This window comes from Shewanella sp. GXUN23E, assembly GCF_050865035.1.
In the GTDB taxonomy this organism is placed as follows: domain Bacteria; phylum Pseudomonadota; class Gammaproteobacteria; order Enterobacterales; family Shewanellaceae; genus Shewanella.
The window spans coordinates 111572-129726 of sequence record NZ_JBOZWP010000010.1 but is presented as its reverse complement, the minus strand read 5'-3'; the positions used below and the strand labels follow the sequence as shown (position 1 = coordinate 129726).

Here is an 18155-nt window from a genome sequence, read left to right as displayed (position 1 = left end):
ACCCCTGGTGTATTGGTATTAGTCCATGTTCTGACACGTGTTCTATATCGCTTTTTTCTGGGATTGTGGCAGACGCTGTGTTACCTATAAGGCGTAACGGCCACCGCCAGAAACGGTTATAACCTTGATGTGGCCGCAAGTATATGACGCCAATATGACAGCTTTGTTACACAGCCCATGAATTCAGTACAGGAGTACCTTTATGCTGCGATACCTCATTACGTTGCAGGCACCGGACAGACAAGGATTGGTTGAACAACTGGCTCACGCCGTCAGTCGTCATGGAGGAAACTGGCTCGACTCAGAGATGCGCCACATCGACGGTGTCTTTGCAGCCATGCTGGTTGTGGAAGTTCCCGCACTGAAATGGGATGAATTGGTCGAAAATATTGAGTGTATCGAGGGGTTAACCCTCACTCACTGCAAACTCTCCAGCCATCCGGCCCCTCAATACCGCTGCAACTTCCAGTTTGTTGCTTACGACAGACCGGGATTAGTACTGGATATCTCAAATAAAATCAACAAGCTTGGCATTAATATCGAGCAATTCAGCAGCCAGTATGACGCCGCCGGGCACACAGGCGTGCCGTTATTCAAAGCCAGTTTTGGGCTTGGGATGGCAGACAAGCGGCAAGAGGATGCATTGCGTCAGGCACTATATGAACTCGGGGATGATGTGATTCTGGATAAAGTCTGACACGCCTGGCGAGGACAACACGGGAGGCCGGGCCTCCCTGACATGTCTCACTGATTAACTGAGTGCTTCAATATCAGGTGACCATCCCTGCCGCGCAGGGCACGCCCCGAGCGGTTAAAAGATAACATCCTTAATTACCGGGAGTTTCTGGTACACTCGGCACACTGACAGCCTGAAAACGGCTGATCGCAATCGCCAAAGAACCAAGAGTGAACACAATGCAAGGCACCCTTTCCAAGATGCGCACTCATCTTGATGATAATGCGCAGGTCCAGTATCAATTGCCGGTAGGCGAACAATTGCTGTCCCTCAATCCGCTGATCGGCAAATCCCTGTCGCTCATCTATTCCGGCAATATCTATTGCTGCAATTGCGGTAAAAAGACCAAAAAAAGTTACTCCCAGGGCCACTGTTATGTGTGCATGCAAAAGCTGGCCAGCTGTGACATGTGCATCATGAAGCCGGAAACCTGCCATTTTGCACAGGGGACCTGCCGCGAGCCGCAGTGGGCCGAGAGCCACTGTTTTGTGCCCCACTATGTTTACCTGTCCAATACCTCAGGCATCAAAGTAGGTATTACCCGCCACACCCAGATCCCGACCCGCTGGATCGATCAGGGCGCCACCCAGGGACTGCCGATATTCAAAGTGGCCAACCGCCGTCTGTCCGGCATGGTGGAAGTGGAACTGGCCAAACTGATTAAAGACAAAACCAACTGGCAGGCGATGCTCAAAGGCAACAGCGAACCCCTGGATTTGGCTGAGCAGGCCAAGGCGCTGCTGCCGCAAATCCACGAGCGTATCGAGACGCTGCAGCAACAGGAAGGCGCCAGCGCCATTGAAACCCTGAGCGCAGAGACTCAGGCCATCGACTACCCGGTGGAGACTTTCCCCACCAAGGTCAAATCCTTCAATCTGGATAAAGATCCGATTGCCGGCGGTATCCTGATGGGCATCAAAGGTCAGTACCTGATTTTTGATACCGGCGTTATCAATATCCGCAAGTACACCGCCTATGAAGTGACGGTTCAGCACGACTGAGCCGCCCACGCGCAGGAAGGCTGGCTAATTGCCTGTTTTCCTGCCTTGATGTTGCCGGCAGACTTGTGGCGTAAGTTCATCGCCACAAGGTGTTGCCTGAGTCAGACCGCACCCGCACCCGCACCCGCACCCGCACCCGCACCCGCACCCGCACAGCAGTAAACGCCTGCATTCAACACAAAACCACGCTTTAATCGAATATCCCAGTCAATTATTCCAAATCAATCTAACCATGTTGGGGCAACCCACTGAAGTTTGGAATCTGTCGCAACCACGTTTTGCCAATAGCAATTTATTCAAACCTCTGTTTGAAACAGCACCTTGCATCAGGCTTTGGACTTAACTCTCTGTATTGATGGGCATTGCCCGTTACAACATTTTCATTTAGATGTGGTTGGCACACAGATCAACAGCAGTCGGCGGTCGCTGGGGTCAAACCTTACCATTTACACAGAGGATTGAATTGTGAATATGTTTTCCCGTCGACACCCAAGACTGACATCCTGGCTGGGAGGCCTGGTGCTGCTGCTCGCCCTGCCGCTGCAAAGTCAGGCCGCCGCCCCCCAATACCCCATCGTGCTGGTACATGGCATCTATGGTTTTGATGCGCTGCTTGGCGTGGACTACTTCTACCGGATACCGCAAACCCTGCGGGCCATGGGCGTCAAAGTGTATGTGGCACAGGTATCACAGGCCAACAGCACCGAAGTGCGTGGCGAGCAGCTCAGGCAATATATCCAGGCTGTGCTGGTGCACTCAGGTGCCAGTAAGGTCAACATCATAGGCCACAGTCACGGCGGCCCGACCGCCAGATATGTCGCCAGCGTCAGTCCCGAAATAGTGGCCTCGGTCACCTCGATTGGCGGTGTTAACTGGGGCAGCCGCTTTGCCGACTTCCTGCGCGGCCAGATACGCCCGGACTCCTTCACCGAGTGGCTGGTGCGCATCGGCATGGAAGGGCTGGCTGGTGCCATCGCCACCCTGTCGGGCAATCCCGCCGCGCCACAGGATGCACTGGCGATGGCCGAGTCGCTGACTACCCGCGGCTCAGTGGCGTTTAATCAAAGATATCCCGAAGGCATGCCCGGCTATTACTGCGGTTCAGGCCGTAAGTGGCAAAACGGCGTCGCCTACTTTTCCTGGTCAGGCTCAGGCGTGTTTACCAACGGCTTTGACCTGTCTGACTACCCCCTGAGTTTGACGGCGCTGGTATTCAACGAGCCCAACGATGGCCTGGTTGCCAGCTGCAGTACCCACCTGGGCCAGGTGATCCGCGATAATTACCGGATGAACCACATGGATGAGGTTAATCAGGTATTTGGCCTGGTCAGCTGGTTTGAAACCAATCCTGTAACCCTGTTTCGTCAGCACGCTGAGCGACTGGCGCAGCACGGCCTGTAATTCGGCGCCGATTTTTCAAAGCAAAGCGTAGAGGAAAGAGTGGATGTTGAAACCCGGTGCAACCCGATCTGGCAGAACCCCAGCCAAAAGCACTGAGAGGGCCAAAAACACTGACAGGGCAAAAAGCCCTCATCCCGTGCCCATCAGCCGTTGGCTGGCGTTGGCAGGCTTACCCGTGCTGCTGACGCTGACCCTGGTGTATTACCTGCAAAGCGTACCGGTAACCCAGCCAGGTTCAACTGCGTCGCCCAAAACAGTAAGGGAGCAGCATCAGGCAAACCAGGAAGGGCATGCTGAACCACAGTCCCGGCAGGTACAGACTGTCAGCACAGCTCCAGCCAGCTATCTGCCACTGATACTGAGTGAACAACTGAAATGGCGCTTCGATGATCTGATCCTCGCCGCCGAGGGGGATGATGCCCGGCTGCAGTATGAGCTTGAGCAACTGGCCGATGCGCTGCAACTCTCTCCCGCCGACCGCGCCAGCATGTTTGATCTGTTCAGCCGTTATCGTGATTATCTGATGGCGCTGGGGCAGCTCAAACAACAGGCACCTGATGTAGGCAGCTTGCTGACCCGGGAAGACACTCTGGCCTTTTTGCGACAGGCGCACCGGCTGCAATATGACTTTTTTAACGATGAGGAAATTGCGGCGCTGTTTGCTGATGCCAATCGTTACGACGAGCAGGCGCTGGCGCGTATGAGCAGTCCCACAGCTCAGGATGCCGAATCCTTAAGGCTGCAACTGGACAGCCTGCCGGAAGCGGATCGGCAAATCCTGCTGCCCAGCCAACAGGCGCTGGCAATCACCGAGGCCTTTACTGATTCAGCCGTGAGCAGCAGTTTCAGCGCTGATCTCAGCAGCGAGCAGCAGACGCGATTTGACCAATTCCGCGAGGACAATCAGCACTGGCAGCAACAGGTCAATCAGGTTATCGCCCTGAAACAGCAGCTGGCACAGGGGCAAATCAATGAGCAGCAGCTGACTGAGTTTCTGGCCCGTGAGTTCACTCCGTCTGAGCAGAAACGGCTGGATGTGTTTTTACGCCACCCGGAATTGTTAAGCTCAGCCGCATTTAAGTGACAAACCGCCCTACTTGGGTAAAATCAGGTTCCCGTAAAGTACCTGACAACCCGAAACTATTTTAAATGGAACTGCTGCTTGCCCTGTGTCTGTTCGTGTTTTCCACCGCAGTGACACCCGGCCCCAACAACATACTGCTGATGAGTTCAGGAGTGAATTTTGGCTTTCGCCGCAGTCTGCCGTTGATCTCAGGCATCTGTATCGGATTTCCTTCCATGGTGCTGGCGGTCGGACTGGGACTGAGCGAAGTGTTTCAGCGCCTGCCACTGATGCACACCACTATCAAGACACTGGGTATCGCCTATCTGCTGTATATGGCTTATCGACTGGCGGCCAGCAGCAGCCGGATAGAAACCCGTAAACGCAGTAAGCCTCTGGGCTTTTTTCAGGCTGCGGCCTTTCAGTGGGTCAACCCCAAAGCCTGGGTGATGGCCATAGGTGCCATGGGCGCCTTTACCCGTATGAATGAAGCCCTGACGCCTCAGGTACTGACCATCAGCGCAGTCTTTTTCTGTATCGGCGTGCCCACTGCCCTGCTGTGGCTGGGACTGGGAGTCTCACTCAAACGCCTGCTGGACAAACCGCACCGCCAGCAACGCTTCAACCTGGCTATGGCCGCACTGCTGGTGCTGTCCATCATCCCGATTATTTTGCCGGACTGATCCCGGCCCCATTATTAGCAGGTATCCCATGACCATTGAATCACCCCAGGTTCACCCCCAGGCATCCACGCCATTGGCTGATGCCCAGCAGCAGACTGAGAACTGGGTTCGCCGTTTTATCGTCAAATACAACATCTGCCCCTTTGCCCGCCCGGATCTGGACGCTGGCAATATGCGCTACTGTGTCGCGCAAAGCGCAGAGCTTGAGCAAATCCTGATGGCAGTTATCGAAGAATGCGGCCATATGGATGCTCATCCCGAGCTCAGCACCAGTTTGTTTATCATCCCCCAAGGCGTTGAGCAGTTTGATGATTATCTGGATCTGCTGGATATCGCCACCGCCCTGCTTGAAGCTCAGGGTTATGATGGCGTCTATCAGCTGGCCAGCTTCCACCCTGATTATTGCTTCGATGGTGTCGCCCCGGATGATGCCAGCAACTACACCAATCGCGCGCCGCTGCCTGTGCTGCACATCATCCGGGAGTCGGCACTGGCAGAAGCACTGAAGGGCTACCAAGACCCGGAGGCCATCCCCGAGCGCAATATCCAGTTTACCCGTCGCAAAGGCGGCAACTTTTTTGAGTTGCTGCTTGAAGGTTGTCGTCGCCCCTCATAAGCCGGTGGTTCACAGACGCTGATGAGCAACAAAAAGGCCCGCATGACGGGCCTTCTGGTATTCAGTGCAGGTTAGAAGTTGAGGCTGATCCCGGCGTAGTATTCACGCCCCACAGGATTGTAGAAACTTCTTGGATAATGCGGCCACTGCGGGCTGGTGCCATCCAGCTCCGGCTGCGCATCAAACAGATTGTTAATGCCAGCGGTCAACTTGATGCCCTGACTCAACTGATAGCCCATACTCCAGTTCACCTGAGTGTGACTGTCCAGGGTCACATCGTATTCCTCAGTCATACCCGCTTCGACAAATCTATCCTGATAGTAAGCATTCATCGGACTTAAATACGCCACCAAAATGTGAGACTCGATTGCACCATACTGCCAGCCCAGATCCAGATTGGCCTGCCACTTAGGCACTGAATCCTCATCATTGAGCATGTCGATCACCTCGGCAAATGGCGTCAGTCGCCGCTCCCAGCGGGTCAGGTAGGTCGCCTGGGCGCGGATATCCCACTGTCCCAGCCGGGTGTCTACACGATATCCCAGTGCCATATCGATACCGGCTGAGTCATTGGCAGACATGTTCACGGCGCGGGAATTGATACTCACCAGTTTGCCATCCGCATCGCGCACCACGCGATCGCCATAAATGTCTTCATGATCAAGTATGTACTGGGCAGAAGGGCTGGCAATCATGCCCTCAATGTTTACCTGCCAGTAGTCTATGCTGGCATCAACGCCGCCCTGGCTGAACACCAGACCAAGATTCAGATTGTCACCGGTTTCGGCTTCCAGTTCAGGGTTGGAGCCGCTCCAGATGGCGACCTGCTCGGCTTTGCTGCCATCATGGTCAATCAGATCCCGAAACCCCTTGTTGGGCTCACCATACAGACGATGCAGATCCGGCGCCCTGAAGGTTTCTGCCCAGGAGGCCCGCAGTAACAGGCTATCCAGCGGACGGTATTCCAGCGCGACTTGAGGCGAAAACTCGCCGCCCACGGCACTGTCGGCGTAATAGTCATAGCGACCGGCGAGGGTCAGAGTCAGTTGCTCATGCAGGGGCAGTCGGGCTTCCAGATAAGCGGCATACTGATCCCTTTCACCGGCAGCACTGGCGCCCTGTTTGCCAATCACGGCGCCACTGCGGGAGACATCGTCATAGTCATCAAAGAAGCGCTCCTGTGAAAACTCCAGCCCCCCGGCAAAGGCAAGCATGCCGCCGGGCAGCTGCCAGGGCGAATCACCACTCACGCCGGCATGCAGGGTCTGCAATGACGACATGCCCTCATTGATCCCGGTAAAGTTCATGGCGGCGGCATCGCTGGCCGTCAATTGAGCCAGCAGCGACTGTCCCTGCTCACCGGATGTCACATAATCGAATACACCATGCACGGTTGGCGCACCTGAGTAGGCCGCGGTCACCTGCTGACGGCCATAGTGCCAGTACAGGTCATAGTCGATATCAGCGCTGAGCGCGCCGCTCAATCCCGCCACCAAATCATAGGTTTTGCCGTCAAAGTCAGACACCCGCGGTCCCAGGTCATTCAGCCGGCGCTTGTACTTGTAACTGCCATCGGCTGCAGTGGCGAAATCACCGCCAAAGCCGGTTTGCTTGTCGAAACTTTGGGACAGCCCCCAGCCTGCGCTGTCAGCCACGGTGACCGTATTGCCGGCCACGGTAAAAATCAGCTCATTGTCCACCACCGCCGACTCCAGCTCAGTGCGCGAGCGGGTATCGGCCAGATTGGCACGCACATACCACTGATGCTCAGCGGCAATTTCCCCGCTCAGCGACAACATGGCGGAGACACGTTTGCTCTGGGGCAGCAGATCCCGCGCAGCGGCGCGATCATAACCGCACTGACTTTTGCCCTCGCCTCGCTCAAGCCATACAAAGCCTCTGGCTTCACATTCACTTTGGGTCAGAGTTTGTTGCACAAAGGCCTCTTTGCCCTTGTCGTTCAAGCCCACCAGATTGGCGCCAAAGGAGCTGTAACCGGCGTAATAGTTGCCATCAACCGCGTCAGTGCCCCACTGCGGACGGTCACTGGCATGCAGCGCCTGACGTTCGTCATATTCCATCGCCAGACTCAGGTGTCCGATGCGGGTCTTGGTGCCGGTGGCAACCGCCAGCTGCTGATGGCGCAAACCGCCGTCCTGAGTGTCGCTGAAGCGGTAGTCCACCGAGGTGGCGTCAATGTGCTTGCGGGTAATGATGTTAATCACCCCGCCCATGGCATCGGAGCCATAAATGGCCGATGCGCCGCCCAGCAGTACGTCCACCCGTTCAATGGCACTCAGGGGGATGTTGGCGAGATCCACAAAACTGTCGGTGCCACTGGCACCAAACGGATAGTTGGGCATACGAACACCGTCCATCAGCACCAGCACCCGGCTGATCCCCACCCCACGCAAATTGATGGCAGAAGAGGCCGGGGTAAAGCCCAGGCCTTCCTGCTGGGTCATCGCCCCACCGGCGTTCTGGGTCAGGTTTTCCAGTGCCTGTTGCAGGGAGTTGAAGCCTTTGGCCGCCATTTCCTCACGGCTGAGACTGAGCACCGGCGTCGCGGTTTGCAGACTCACCTGCTTGATGCGCGAGCCGGTAACTTCGATACGTTCCATGGGAGATGCAACAGCCTGGGCAGACAACAGCCCCTGAATGGCCAGAGCCGTCAGGCTCAGTGCTGACGACAAACGAACGGATGGCATAATAATCCTTGTATTGGTATCTGGAGGAAGCAATCTGACAAGGATTTTATAGAGGACAATCATAGGGATAAAGCAACATCACCCGGATAACAGGCGGTTTTTACAGCAGTTAATCCGGCTTGTTGCACCAGGCTGATACAAGTGCTGGCAAGTTGCAGTCAAGCCAGGGTGACGGGCAAAAAAACGCAGCAAAAAATGCACAATCGTCCTGCTGCGTGGCCTTTGTTTAACCACGCAGCGTTTCGTCAGCGGAGAACATTCAGCACGTCGCCCCCCTGGTTATCAGCAAATCGCTATTGCGGCTATCCTGCAACTCATACCGTTATGCGGCGCTGATTGGCGTTACAGCAACCTCGATAATCCGCCATTCATCAACCTCTGTGACTTCAAACCGCAAGCCGGCGCGTATCAGGCACTCACCAATCCCGGGATCAGTCAGGAACTCCATGGGGAAACCTCTTATTAATAACGCTCGCCAGTGAGCACCCGATAAATTACCCCTTCGCCGGGATATCTGAAATCTTCCGGACCGCGGCATGGTTAACCCAAGTTAATGGTTGCATCAAGCCGATACAAAGCCGCTGCCGATTCGGTGAATTCAAAGGGTTATTTAATCTTCAATTCAGGCTTGCGGGGTGTTGCGGGCTCACAGGCTAAACAATCTTTAATCCATCATCTCGGATAGGTTTACCCCTTTTGGATAGCAACTATTTATTTTGCAGTGGTTACTGCCACTAATTCAGTAAATGGTGATATTTCCTGTTTATGGGGAAAAGTTCACTTAAGGCGTCCGCATCTCAGGAGTAACTTAACAGTGCGCCTGCACTGTGGTTATCGCTCTTTCTTTCCTGCGCATATTGTCCTGTCAATATGCAGGAATCCTCTTTCTGCCCGCGGCATTGAAGCGAACAGGTTTTGGTTTCCGCCGCAGGCAGGCGTAACACTTCACTTCTGCAAAGGGATGTCTGCAGCGTCCCACCAAATTCGGAGCAGCTCAATGTCGTTATCCAGACGTGACTTTCTCAAATCCGCACTGGCAACCGCGGTAGCCGCCCAGGGACTGACGCTCTTCCCTGCCGGTAAAGTGTTCGCCGACGACACTCAGGTATTTCCTCAGGCATCCCACTATGGCCCGTTCAATGCCGTGGTGAAAAACGGCAAGCTGATTGGTGTTCAGCCGGTCACTGAGGTCGATCCTCTGCCTACCAAGATGCTGCTGGAAGGCATCATCAGCCGTACCTTCAGCGATACCCGGATTTTGTATCCCATGGTGCGCAAATCCTATCTGGCCGATCCCCTGGGTGACACCAAACCGCATTTGCGGGGCAAAGAGCCTTTCGTGCGGGTTGACTGGAACACAGCCATCGCGCTGACCTCGATGGCCATCGCCCGCACCATCAATAAATATGGCAATGAAGCTATTTTCAGTGCGTCCTATGATGGCTGGTCCCATGCCGGTATCATGCGCCCGCAAACCCTGCAGGGTCGCTTCTTTAACCTGATTGGCGGCCAGAGCGCCTGTGCCGGTGATTACAGCGCCGGAGCCTCTGAAGTGTTGTTACCCCATATTGTCGGTGATCTGGAAGTTTATTCCCCCCAGACTGCATGGCAGGTTATTGAAAAGAATACTGAACTTATGCTGTTTGTCGGTTGCGACCCGTTCAAATGCAACCGGGTTGAGTTCCGGGTGGCCGACCACTCAATGCACAAGCACTGGCAGGACTTTGCCAACAAAGGCATCAGGTTTATCTCCATCAACCCGCAGCAAACCGAGTCAGACAAGGGGTTGGGCAGTGAGATGATGCACATCCGCCCCAATACCGATACCGCGCTGTTTACTGCCATGTCCTTCCACTTGCTGGATAAGGGGCTGTACGACAAAGCCTATCTGGACAAGTACACCACAGGGGCCGACAAGTACATTGCCTACCTGCAGGGTAAGGATGATGGCGTACCCAAAACACCTGAGTGGGCCTCGACGATTACCGGCATTCCTGCAGCACAAATTGAGTCGCTGGCCGAACTTATCGTCAGCAAGAAAACTGAGATTTGCGCCGGTTGGTCACTGCAGCGGGCTCAGCACGGTGAAATGGTGCACTGGGCCATTATCAACTTTGCCGCCATGGCCGGAAAAATTGGTAAACCCGGAGAGGGCTTTGGTCTGAGCTGGCACTATGGTAACGGCGGTATGCCGGTATCCGGCAAGAAAATGCCTGTGGGTCTGTCCCAGGGACGCAATCCGGTCAAGACCCGCTGTCCTGTGGTGCTGATCTCCGAGATGCTGCAAAATCCCGGCTCAACTTACACCCGCAACGGTGAAACCCTGACCTTCCCCAACGTCAAACTGGTCTATACCGCGGGTAATAACCTGCTCTCCCACCAGCAAAATACCAACGAACTGATCCAGGCACTGAATGACCATGTAGAGACCTTTATCTGCCAGGATGCCTGGTGGTGCGCCTCTGCCCGTTACGCCGATATTGTGCTGGCCAGTACCACCACTCTGGAGCGCAACGACCTGACCTCGGGCGGCACTTACTCCAACAACAAGATTTACGCCATGCGCCAGGCGATCAAGCCCATGGGCGATGCCATGAACGACTATGACATCTTCTCCAGCCTGGCCTTTATGTTCAACGTGCAGGAAGCCTATACCGGCGGCAAGAGTTACATGGAGCACCTGAAAACCGCCTATAAAAACTCAGATGCCACCGAGAGCTTCGACAGTTTCTGGAAAAAAGGCATCACTGAGCTGGCCACACCGGCCAGCGCCGACAACTTTGTCCGCCATGGCGAGTTCTATCAGGATCCGGTCAAAAATCCACTGCATACTCCGTCGGGCAAAATCGAGATGTACAGTGAAACCATCGCCGGTTTCAACCTGCCTGACTGTCCGCCTATGCCCCAGTGGCTGGCGCCAACCGAATGGCTGGGCAATGCCAGCCCGGGTCAGCTGCACGTGCTCAGCCCCCATCCCTGGATGCGTCTGCACTCACAAATGGCCAATGCCGATGTGAACAAGTATGAATGTGTGGATGGTCGCCAGTATGTGCTGGTGAACGCTGAAGATGCCAAAGAGCGCGGCGTGAAAGCCGGCGATCTGGTCGAAATATATAACGATCGGGGTGCGCTGCTGGCCGGAGTCAAAGTCGCTGACAATGTGATGCGCGGTGTTATCTATATCCATGAAGGCGCCTGGCTGCAGAAAGACAGCAAAGGCCGCTGCAACTCAGGTGCCATTAACATTCTGACCTCGGCCCGTCCTTCCAGTGGCTTGAGTCAGGGCAATACGGCCAACACCTGTCTGGCCTGGATGAAAAAATGTGATGATCCGGAATCGCCCAACATGGCCTATCAGCCACCCGTCATTGAAGTGCCCAAACAGCCTTTCAATATCGACGAACTGGGTCTGGGTGCCGCCATTAAAGCGGTCACCGGCCACAAGGCACAGGCGCAGTCCAAGGGCGAAACCCTGTTCTATAACTCCTGTACCTTGTGTCACGCAGCACCTACGCCATCTGACTATACCTATCGTCAGTGGCAGGGTATCACCAAGAGCATGTTCCCCCGGGCAGGTTTAGGCCCGGATGAGCAGGCCGAGGTGTTGTCGTTCCTCAAATCTCACGCCAAGCAATAGCCATCTGTCTTGTTGAGACCAAAGGCCGTCTGACACCTGTGTCAGCGGCCTTTTCTTTGTGGGTTATCAGATCGTTCCTTCTTCGCAGATGCTTCTATGCTTGCCTGAGCCGGACTTGCAACGCCGCTGACCTGTTTACCCAAACATCCTGCCGCCCCGGCAGCCTATTCCAGTTCACAGGGCTTGTCGCCACAGTAAAGGGTATCGAGCGCCGCCCTGCCATTGTCCAGCACCAGTATCCGCGCACTCACCGATTTATCCCTGAGCAGGGTGTCAGCCTTGATGGCTTTGTCTTTAGGCAAAAACAACGCTTCAATACCAAACTCCAGCCGGTAAGGATCGCCCATCCCGCGCACCCGGCCCCGCAGATAGGTGCCGGTAGCAGGTGGCGTGGCCGAAAGCCGTAATGGCCGCGCCTGCTTGCCGTCGATATTCAGACTCAAATACACCGGCTGCCCCACTTTGAAATCTTCCTGTGCCATGGCGCGGGGCACGGTGGAGATGTCATAGTTCAACCTGACATAGTTGCCACGAAACAGACTGCGGGGGTCAACGGGAGCCGTGGTGAGCATCACCGGCTGACCAAACCACAGCGGCCAGACGGAACTGATGTATTCAACCGCCAACACCCCCAGCTGCAAAATGATCGTCAGCACCATGCCCCATTTGAGCCAACGGCCCGCAAAGGAGGATGTTCGAGACAATGGCATAGCCGCTCCCCGGGATGACTTATCCATGACTGACCTCCCGGCGATAGCGCCAATAACGGGCTGAGCCGTACAGCACAGCGGCACACAGCACAAACAGCAGCGCGCCCCCCAGATAATCGCCAATCAAATCGAAGTAACGCATCAACGCGGTCAGCAGCAAGACGGAGATGCCGGTGTAAAACGCCGAGCCGTCGGATTCATCAATCCCCCGGCGGATACTGTAAATGCCCACCAGCACCAGCAGCAGATTGGTCAGTACCGTCAGCGCCTGTACCGATAACACCCCAAGTCCGGTATTGAGCATCACCAGGGTGTAAAACAGCCCCTGACTGCCGATGGCAACGCGGGTCATGACAGGTGCCTGCCAGGCCAGTGCGATGGCCAGTATGGCGCACAGCCCCAGCATCAGTGTCAGTGTCAATGTGGACCACACCAACTGCGCCTGCAGCTCGCGCCAGGCGCCATCAAAGCTCATCACAATCAGCACCAGTATGCCAAGCCACTGCACCAGCTGTTGCAGCCCCCGGCCATAATCGTTAAGTCGTTCATCCGTCCGGGTGATGAGCAGAGCGGCCAGGCCAGCCAGAATAAGTCCCAGCGAAATATTGAACGGCAGCTGCTCTATCAGCCAGTCAAAATCGCGCCCTTGCCCGTGAAACCAGCTCAGCAATAAATCCAGCCATATCACCAGACTGAAGATACTGAGTAAAAACAGACTGCGGCTGGGGGCTGCGCGCAGCGAAACCCACAGTGCACTCAGGGCAAACAGCGGCAACAGCGTGGGGAAAAAGCCGGTGGATGCCTCGACACTGAGCCAGATCAGCGCCAGCACCAGCATTTGCAACGTCAGCAGGCGACTTTGACACAACAGTGCCAGCGGCAGCACACCCAGCGCCCACCAGAATATGCCATCGGGATAATGCTCACCCAAATGATAGATTTGCGCGATCAGCATGATGGACGCGCCATAACACAGACCGCCGAAGAACAGCCAGATAGTCCCCGCCTGCGGACGCCCGCCCAAATACAGTCTGGTGCCCTGCAGGTTGACGGTGGCGGTCAGCGCAATCAGCCCCAGCATTCTGACCATACGTGGTATCTCATCCCAGTTGTGGGACATGACCAAAATCAGCGCCAGTCCGGCAAACAGGGCGGCCAGCGCCGTCAGCAGAAAATAACCGAATGAATGGCGGTTGGCATCATCCCAGTCAGCGCCATAACGGCGCAAAATGGCCTCCCCCTGTTGCCGGGAAATAATGCCCTCATCCACCCAGGAGGCGACCTCCCGGACAGTGTCCCGCTTAAAATAATTGAACCACTTCATGGCATGTCCTCTGGATGTACGCAGCGACTGGTATAGGCACGGCAGCGTAACTTGCAGCCTGCAACGCTCTCCCTCCGGCAATGATGTCCCACCGTTATGTTGATAACAGGAGCATTGGCTCGGGCAGTATAGAAACCATCGGCCCCGGACCATTCATCCCCATTAGATTACCGCGGATAAATAAACCTGCGCTCAGGCCTGTTAACTGAATCCATTTTCCCGGAACTCGACCTGAAACCGCAACCAAGTTAAAGGAGCGCCTGACTGCGGACAAGGGGCAAACCTGCACCGTACCGGCCCAGCAGAATAAACCAGAGGTACATCAGGGTTTCCATCAACCTTTGCATCAGCCCTACCCAGGGCAATTGTGGATTGAGATTAAGCAGCAGCCCAAAACATAAAATGGCGATGGCAACGCCACTGAGGGTCAATGGGAAACCATTGGGCCAACTGCGGGCGGACACGGCCACCAACAGCACCCCGGCAATACCCGCCAGATAAGCAAATGCCCCCAGAGTGATATGCAGGCCATGGGCGAAGGTGGCACGGGTCGGCCGACATTCAAAGTCACAGGTAAACACGCTGGCACCCAGCAGCATGATGGCGTACAGACCAAGTAAGCCGATGCCCAGCCGCAGTGGCACCGTCTGGGGCAGCACCGGCAGCAGCAGCGCCAGAAATACCAGCAACAGAAGTTCAGTCGGGACAAACCCGAGATAATTCACGCTCCAGGCATGGGGCGCACCGCTGGCACCAAGTTCACTCATATATTGGGAAACATGGCTGTAATCCGGGTAAAAAGCCCCGGCTATCAGCACAGTAAGTACTAACCAGAGGTAGCTCAGCACGGGCAGCCACTTAATCCACCATGGCCTGGAAATCATCAGAAACTGGCTCAACATACAGCACTCCCTGCGTCCACTTTCGATTTAAAATCAACCAATAATATGAAGATGCCAGGTCAGTGTCCAGCAATGCCACGCCGGAAAACCTCCAATACTGCGTTGTTTTTAAAATAAAAAAACCGTTTAAGCCAATCGAATTAATCCATTGATTCCAATCATCGCCGTCACAGACAACCGGCCATACCGGTGTCATGATGCTGCAATTACAGCGGCCGCTGTATCCTACAAGGAGAATCACCATGCGCAAGACGCTTATCGCTTCACTGATGTTGTTGGCAGCTGCCCCGGCTCTGGCCGCAGACACTGCCACCGTCGAGATGTCACTGCTGGCGCCGGAAGGCAATACCCAGGTCGGTACCATTACCCTGACACAAACCGAATATGGCCTGGTGCTGACCCCCGACATCCATGGTCTGACCGCAGGTCAGCATGGCTTCCATATCCATGCCAACGGCAGCTGTGAGCCTGCCACCAAGGATGGCAAAACCGTACTGGCCGGCGCCGCAGGTGGTCACTATGATCCGGACAACACCGGCAAACATGGTCATCCCTGGGACACGGGCAATCACAAAGGCGATCTGCCTGCCCTGTACGTGGATCACCATGGCAATGCCAACTACCCGGTACTGGCACCCAAGCTGACCCTGAATGAAGTCAAAGGCAAAGCGATTATGGTGCATGTCGGCGGCGATAATCACTCAGATCACCCTGCCCCACTGGGTGGTGGCGGTGCCCGCATGGCTTGTGGCGTGATCCAATAAGCGGAACTTGCAGGAAAATAGCCAATTCGTTTTGGCCCAAAAAACAAACGCCGGGTTAATTGACCCGGCGTTGTCGTCTGTGAAAGTCCGTCATTGAAATACAGTGGTTGCAAGGATGGCTATCACCCCTGCATATCCACATAACCCGGCAGCGCCCTGACCCGCTCAAGCCATGCCTGAATTGCCGGATACGCCGTTAAGTCAAAGCCGCCTTCGTGGGCGACATGGGTGTAGGCATACAGGGAAATATCTGCCGTGGTGAAATACTCCCCACACAGGTAGGGAGTGCGCTTAAGCTGCTGCTCCATCACATCCAGCGCATGGTAACCGGGCGCATGCTTGGCCTCGTATTCAGCCCGGCGCTCATCCGGCAGCCCCAGATAAAACTGAATAAAACGGGCGACCGCAATATAAGGTTCATGGCTGTATTGCTCAAAGCTCTGCCACTGGGCAACTTTGGCCAGCTCGAAGGCATCGGTGGGCAGCAAGGGGGAATCGTGAGCCAAAAAGTTGAGCATGGCGTTGGATTCACTCAGGCAGCGGCCATCATCCAGCTGCATCGCCGGAATTTTGCCATTGGGATTGATGGCCAGATACTCAGGGGTTTTATGCTCCCCCTTGAGCGCATTGATATTGACCCACTCGTGCTCAATTCCCAGCAGCGCACACACCAGTTTAAGTTTGTAGCAATTGCCCGAACTCACATCGCCGTAGATCTTCATTCCCTGCTCCTTCACCGTAAAAATCGCCCACAAAAAAGCCCACTCTCGTGGGCTTTTAGCATCAAGTCAACCGACTTATATTCAAGGCTGAATTAATCTTCAATGCCTTTGCTGCGCAGGAACTCATCATAGGTTCCCTTGAAATCGGTCACGCCATTGGGGGTGATCTCGATAATGCGGTTAGCCAGTGACGATACAAACGCGCGGTCGTGAGATACGAAGAACAGGGTGCCTTCGTACATTTCCAGGGCGTTGTTCAGCGACTCAATGGATTCCATATCCAGGTGGTTGGTCGGTTCGTCCATCACCAGAATATTAGGCTTTTGCATGATCATCTTGCCAAACAGCATGCGACCCTGCTCACCACCGGACAGCACCTTAACTGACTTGCGGATATCATCAGCGCCAAACAGCATACGGCCCAGAATGCCGCGTACCGCCTGCTCGTCGTCACCTTCTTTCTTCCACTGGCTCATCCAGTCAAAGACAGTCATGTCGTTTTCAAAATCACTGGCGTGATCCTGCGCGTAGTAACCGATAGACGAGTTTTCAGACCAGTGAATGGTACCTTCATCCTGTGGCAATTCGTGGATCAGGGTACGTACCATAGTGGTTTTACCGGCGCCGTTCTCACCCAGAATGGCAATGCGTTCGCCCACTTCAGCAATCATGCTGAAGTCTTTGAACAGTGGTTCGCCATCGAAGCCCTTGGTCAGATTCTCAACCACCAAAGCGTTACGGAACAGTTTCTTTTCCTGCTCGAAACGAATGTATGGGTTCACCCGGCTTGATGCCTTCACTTCGTCCAGCTTGATCTTTTCAATCTGCTTGGCACGGGAAGTGGCCTGCTTGGCTTTAGACGCGTTGGCAGAGAAGCGGGATACGAAGGTCTGCAGCTCAGCAATCTGGGCTTTCTTCTTGGCGTTGTCAGCCAGCAGACGCTCACGGGCCTGAGATGCAGCTGTCATGTACTCATCATAGTTGCCCGGATACACGCGCAGCTCGCCGTAATCCAGATCCGCCATGTGGGTACAAACAGAGTTCAGGAAGTAACGGTCGTGGGAGATGATGATCATGGTGCTGTTACGCTGGTTCAACATATCCTGCAACCAACGAATGGTGTCGATATCCAGGTTGTTGGTCGGTTCGTCCAGCAGCAGCACATCTGGATCGGAGAACAGTGCCTGCGCCAGCAGCACACGCAGTTTCCAGCCCGGGGCCACTTCACTCATCGGGCCAAAGTGCTGCTCCAGTGGAATACCCACGCCCAGCAGCAGTTCACCGGCGCGGCTTTCGGCGGTGTACCCGTCCATCTCGGCAAATTCCATCTCCAGCTCAGCGACCTTGATACCGTCTTCTTCGGTCATCTCAGGCAGAGAGTAGATACGGTCACGCTCCTGCTTCACTTCCCACAGTTCTTTGTGGCCCATGATCACAGTATCCACCACGCTGAACTGCTCGTAGGCGAACTGATCCTGGTTCAGCTTACCCAGACGCTCATTCACGTCCAGAGACACGTTACCACTGGTTGGCTCCAGCTCACCGGCGAGAATTTTCATGAAGGTAGACTTACCGCAGCCGTTGGCACCGATAAGACCGTAGCGGTTGCCGCCGCCAAACTTAACCGAGATATTTTCAAACAGTGGCTTGGCGCCAAACTGCATGGTGATATTCGCTGTAGTGATCAATGTGAACTTCCAAATCTTTGTGGGTGTGGCGGACCGAACCTTGTGCGCAGATGGCCAAAATTCATGCCGCAAAAATCGAACGCGGCACTATATCAAAAACACATCAAGATGTCATGAAATGAGCAAGATTAACGGCCGCCAAAAAAATTGAACACGGCATATGCTCCAATCCGCAGTCAAGAGCTGAAAAGATTGGGATG

At 54.9% G+C, this 18155-nt stretch carries 16 protein-coding genes; 8 read left to right on the top strand and 8 right to left on the bottom strand.

The window, feature by feature from the left end; all coding sequences use genetic code 11:
- Positions 1–202 precede the first annotated feature (202 nt).
- From ACRRUX_RS11035 to ACRRUX_RS11010, 6 genes are all read left to right on the top strand, one after another.
- A complete protein-coding gene (locus ACRRUX_RS11035) occupies positions 203–697 on the top strand; it encodes a glycine cleavage system protein R (protein ID WP_432530167.1) in 495 nt (164 codons plus the stop codon).
- A gap of 218 nt (positions 698–915) precedes the next feature.
- Positions 916–1737 carry a DUF2797 domain-containing protein gene (locus tag ACRRUX_RS11030; protein ID WP_432530165.1) on the top strand — a complete coding sequence of 274 codons (822 nt, stop codon included), beginning with the start codon at positions 916–918 and terminating at the stop codon, positions 1735–1737.
- A gap of 471 nt (positions 1738–2208) precedes the next feature.
- Positions 2209–3138, top strand: coding sequence for an esterase/lipase family protein (locus ACRRUX_RS11025; RefSeq protein WP_432530227.1), 930 nt, complete (start codon positions 2209–2211; stop codon positions 3136–3138).
- Between the two features lie 43 nt (positions 3139–3181).
- Positions 3182–4222, top strand: coding sequence for a lipase secretion chaperone (locus ACRRUX_RS11020; RefSeq protein ID WP_432530163.1), 1041 nt, complete (start codon positions 3182–3184; stop codon positions 4220–4222).
- A 65-nt stretch (positions 4223–4287) separates the two neighbouring features.
- Positions 4288–4884: a LysE family translocator gene (locus tag ACRRUX_RS11015; protein WP_432530161.1), complete on the top strand. Its 597-nt coding sequence runs from the start codon at positions 4288–4290 to the stop codon at positions 4882–4884.
- Between the two features lie 28 nt (positions 4885–4912).
- On the top strand, positions 4913–5500 hold the full coding sequence (locus ACRRUX_RS11010; protein ID WP_432530159.1) for a DUF1415 domain-containing protein: 588 nt from the start codon (positions 4913–4915) through the stop codon (positions 5498–5500).
- A 71-nt stretch (positions 5501–5571) separates the two neighbouring features.
- Here the strand turns inward: ACRRUX_RS11010 and ACRRUX_RS11005 are convergent, their stop codons facing one another.
- Both ACRRUX_RS11005 and ACRRUX_RS11000 read right to left on the bottom strand, forming a co-directional pair.
- Positions 5572–8208 (bottom strand): TonB-dependent receptor plug domain-containing protein, encoded by a 2637-nt coding sequence (locus tag ACRRUX_RS11005; RefSeq protein WP_432530156.1) that lies wholly within the window; start codon positions 8206–8208, stop codon positions 5572–5574.
- Between the two features lie 322 nt (positions 8209–8530).
- Positions 8531–8656 (bottom strand): hypothetical protein, encoded by a 126-nt coding sequence (locus ACRRUX_RS11000; protein ID WP_432530154.1) that lies wholly within the window; start codon positions 8654–8656, stop codon positions 8531–8533.
- A 549-nt stretch (positions 8657–9205) separates the two neighbouring features.
- Between ACRRUX_RS11000 and ACRRUX_RS10995 the strand changes: the two genes are divergently transcribed.
- Positions 9206–11845, top strand: coding sequence for a molybdopterin-dependent oxidoreductase (locus ACRRUX_RS10995; protein WP_432530152.1), 2640 nt, complete (start codon positions 9206–9208; stop codon positions 11843–11845).
- Positions 11846–12009: 164 nt separating this feature from the next.
- Here ACRRUX_RS10995 and ACRRUX_RS10990 read toward each other — a convergent pair whose 3' ends face one another.
- The 4 genes from ACRRUX_RS10990 to ACRRUX_RS10975 all read right to left on the bottom strand — a co-directional run bounded on the left by ACRRUX_RS10990 (position 12010) and on the right by ACRRUX_RS10975 (position 15025).
- Positions 12010–12582 (bottom strand): GDYXXLXY domain-containing protein, encoded by a 573-nt coding sequence (locus ACRRUX_RS10990; RefSeq protein ID WP_432530150.1) that lies wholly within the window; start codon positions 12580–12582, stop codon positions 12010–12012.
- Complete coding sequence (locus tag ACRRUX_RS10985; protein ID WP_432530148.1) at positions 12575–13879, bottom strand: DUF2157 domain-containing protein; 1305 nt, start codon at positions 13877–13879, stop codon at positions 12575–12577. The genes ACRRUX_RS10990 and ACRRUX_RS10985 overlap by 8 nt, the downstream gene beginning before the upstream one ends.
- 248 nt (positions 13880–14127) lie before the next feature.
- Positions 14128–14781 carry a DUF998 domain-containing protein gene (locus tag ACRRUX_RS10980; RefSeq protein WP_432530146.1) on the bottom strand — a complete coding sequence of 218 codons (654 nt, stop codon included), beginning with the start codon at positions 14779–14781 and terminating at the stop codon, positions 14128–14130.
- Complete coding sequence (locus ACRRUX_RS10975; RefSeq protein WP_432530144.1) at positions 14738–15025, bottom strand: hypothetical protein; 288 nt, start codon at positions 15023–15025, stop codon at positions 14738–14740. Before ACRRUX_RS10975 ends, ACRRUX_RS10980 begins: the two co-directional genes overlap by 44 nt.
- Here ACRRUX_RS10975 and sodC point away from each other — a divergent pair.
- Positions 15024–15545 (top strand): superoxide dismutase [Cu-Zn] SodC, encoded by a 522-nt coding sequence (gene sodC / locus ACRRUX_RS10970; protein WP_432530142.1) that lies wholly within the window; start codon positions 15024–15026, stop codon positions 15543–15545. The genes ACRRUX_RS10975 and sodC overlap by 2 nt on opposite strands.
- A 122-nt stretch (positions 15546–15667) precedes the next feature.
- On the opposite strand, the gene ACRRUX_RS10965 is transcribed toward sodC, so the two are convergent.
- Both ACRRUX_RS10965 and ACRRUX_RS10960 read right to left on the bottom strand, forming a co-directional pair.
- Positions 15668–16267: a glutathione S-transferase family protein gene (locus ACRRUX_RS10965; RefSeq protein ID WP_432530140.1), complete on the bottom strand. Its 600-nt coding sequence runs from the start codon at positions 16265–16267 to the stop codon at positions 15668–15670.
- A gap of 92 nt (positions 16268–16359) precedes the next feature.
- Positions 16360–17955, bottom strand: a complete 1596-nt coding sequence (locus ACRRUX_RS10960) for an ABC-F family ATPase (RefSeq protein ID WP_432530138.1) — start codon at positions 17953–17955, stop codon at positions 16360–16362.
- Positions 17956–18155: the final 200 nt, after the last annotated feature.

Coding starts and splice junctions, on each gene's coding strand:
- ACRRUX_RS11005 (WP_432530156.1), bottom strand. CDS start 8,208: ATGCCATCCGTTCGTTTGTCGTCAGCACTGAGCCTGACGGCTCTGGCC.
- ACRRUX_RS11035 (WP_432530167.1), top strand. CDS start 203: ATGCTGCGATACCTCATTACGTTGCAGGCACCGGACAGACAAGGATTG.
- sodC (WP_432530142.1), top strand. CDS start 15,024: ATGCGCAAGACGCTTATCGCTTCACTGATGTTGTTGGCAGCTGCCCCG.
- ACRRUX_RS11010 (WP_432530159.1), top strand. CDS start 4,913: ATGACCATTGAATCACCCCAGGTTCACCCCCAGGCATCCACGCCATTG.
- ACRRUX_RS10975 (WP_432530144.1), bottom strand. CDS start 15,025: ATGGTGATTCTCCTTGTAGGATACAGCGGCCGCTGTAATTGCAGCATC.
- ACRRUX_RS11015 (WP_432530161.1), top strand. CDS start 4,288: ATGGAACTGCTGCTTGCCCTGTGTCTGTTCGTGTTTTCCACCGCAGTG.
- ACRRUX_RS10980 (WP_432530146.1), bottom strand. CDS start 14,781: ATGTTGAGCCAGTTTCTGATGATTTCCAGGCCATGGTGGATTAAGTGG.
- ACRRUX_RS10990 (WP_432530150.1), bottom strand. CDS start 12,582: ATGGATAAGTCATCCCGGGGAGCGGCTATGCCATTGTCTCGAACATCC.
- ACRRUX_RS11000 (WP_432530154.1), bottom strand. CDS start 8,656: ATGGAGTTCCTGACTGATCCCGGGATTGGTGAGTGCCTGATACGCGCC.
- ACRRUX_RS10965 (WP_432530140.1), bottom strand. CDS start 16,267: ATGAAGATCTACGGCGATGTGAGTTCGGGCAATTGCTACAAACTTAAA.
- ACRRUX_RS10995 (WP_432530152.1), top strand. CDS start 9,206: ATGTCGTTATCCAGACGTGACTTTCTCAAATCCGCACTGGCAACCGCG.
- ACRRUX_RS11030 (WP_432530165.1), top strand. CDS start 916: ATGCAAGGCACCCTTTCCAAGATGCGCACTCATCTTGATGATAATGCG.
- ACRRUX_RS11025 (WP_432530227.1), top strand. CDS start 2,209: ATGTTTTCCCGTCGACACCCAAGACTGACATCCTGGCTGGGAGGCCTG.
- ACRRUX_RS11020 (WP_432530163.1), top strand. CDS start 3,182: ATGTTGAAACCCGGTGCAACCCGATCTGGCAGAACCCCAGCCAAAAGC.
- ACRRUX_RS10985 (WP_432530148.1), bottom strand. CDS start 13,879: ATGAAGTGGTTCAATTATTTTAAGCGGGACACTGTCCGGGAGGTCGCC.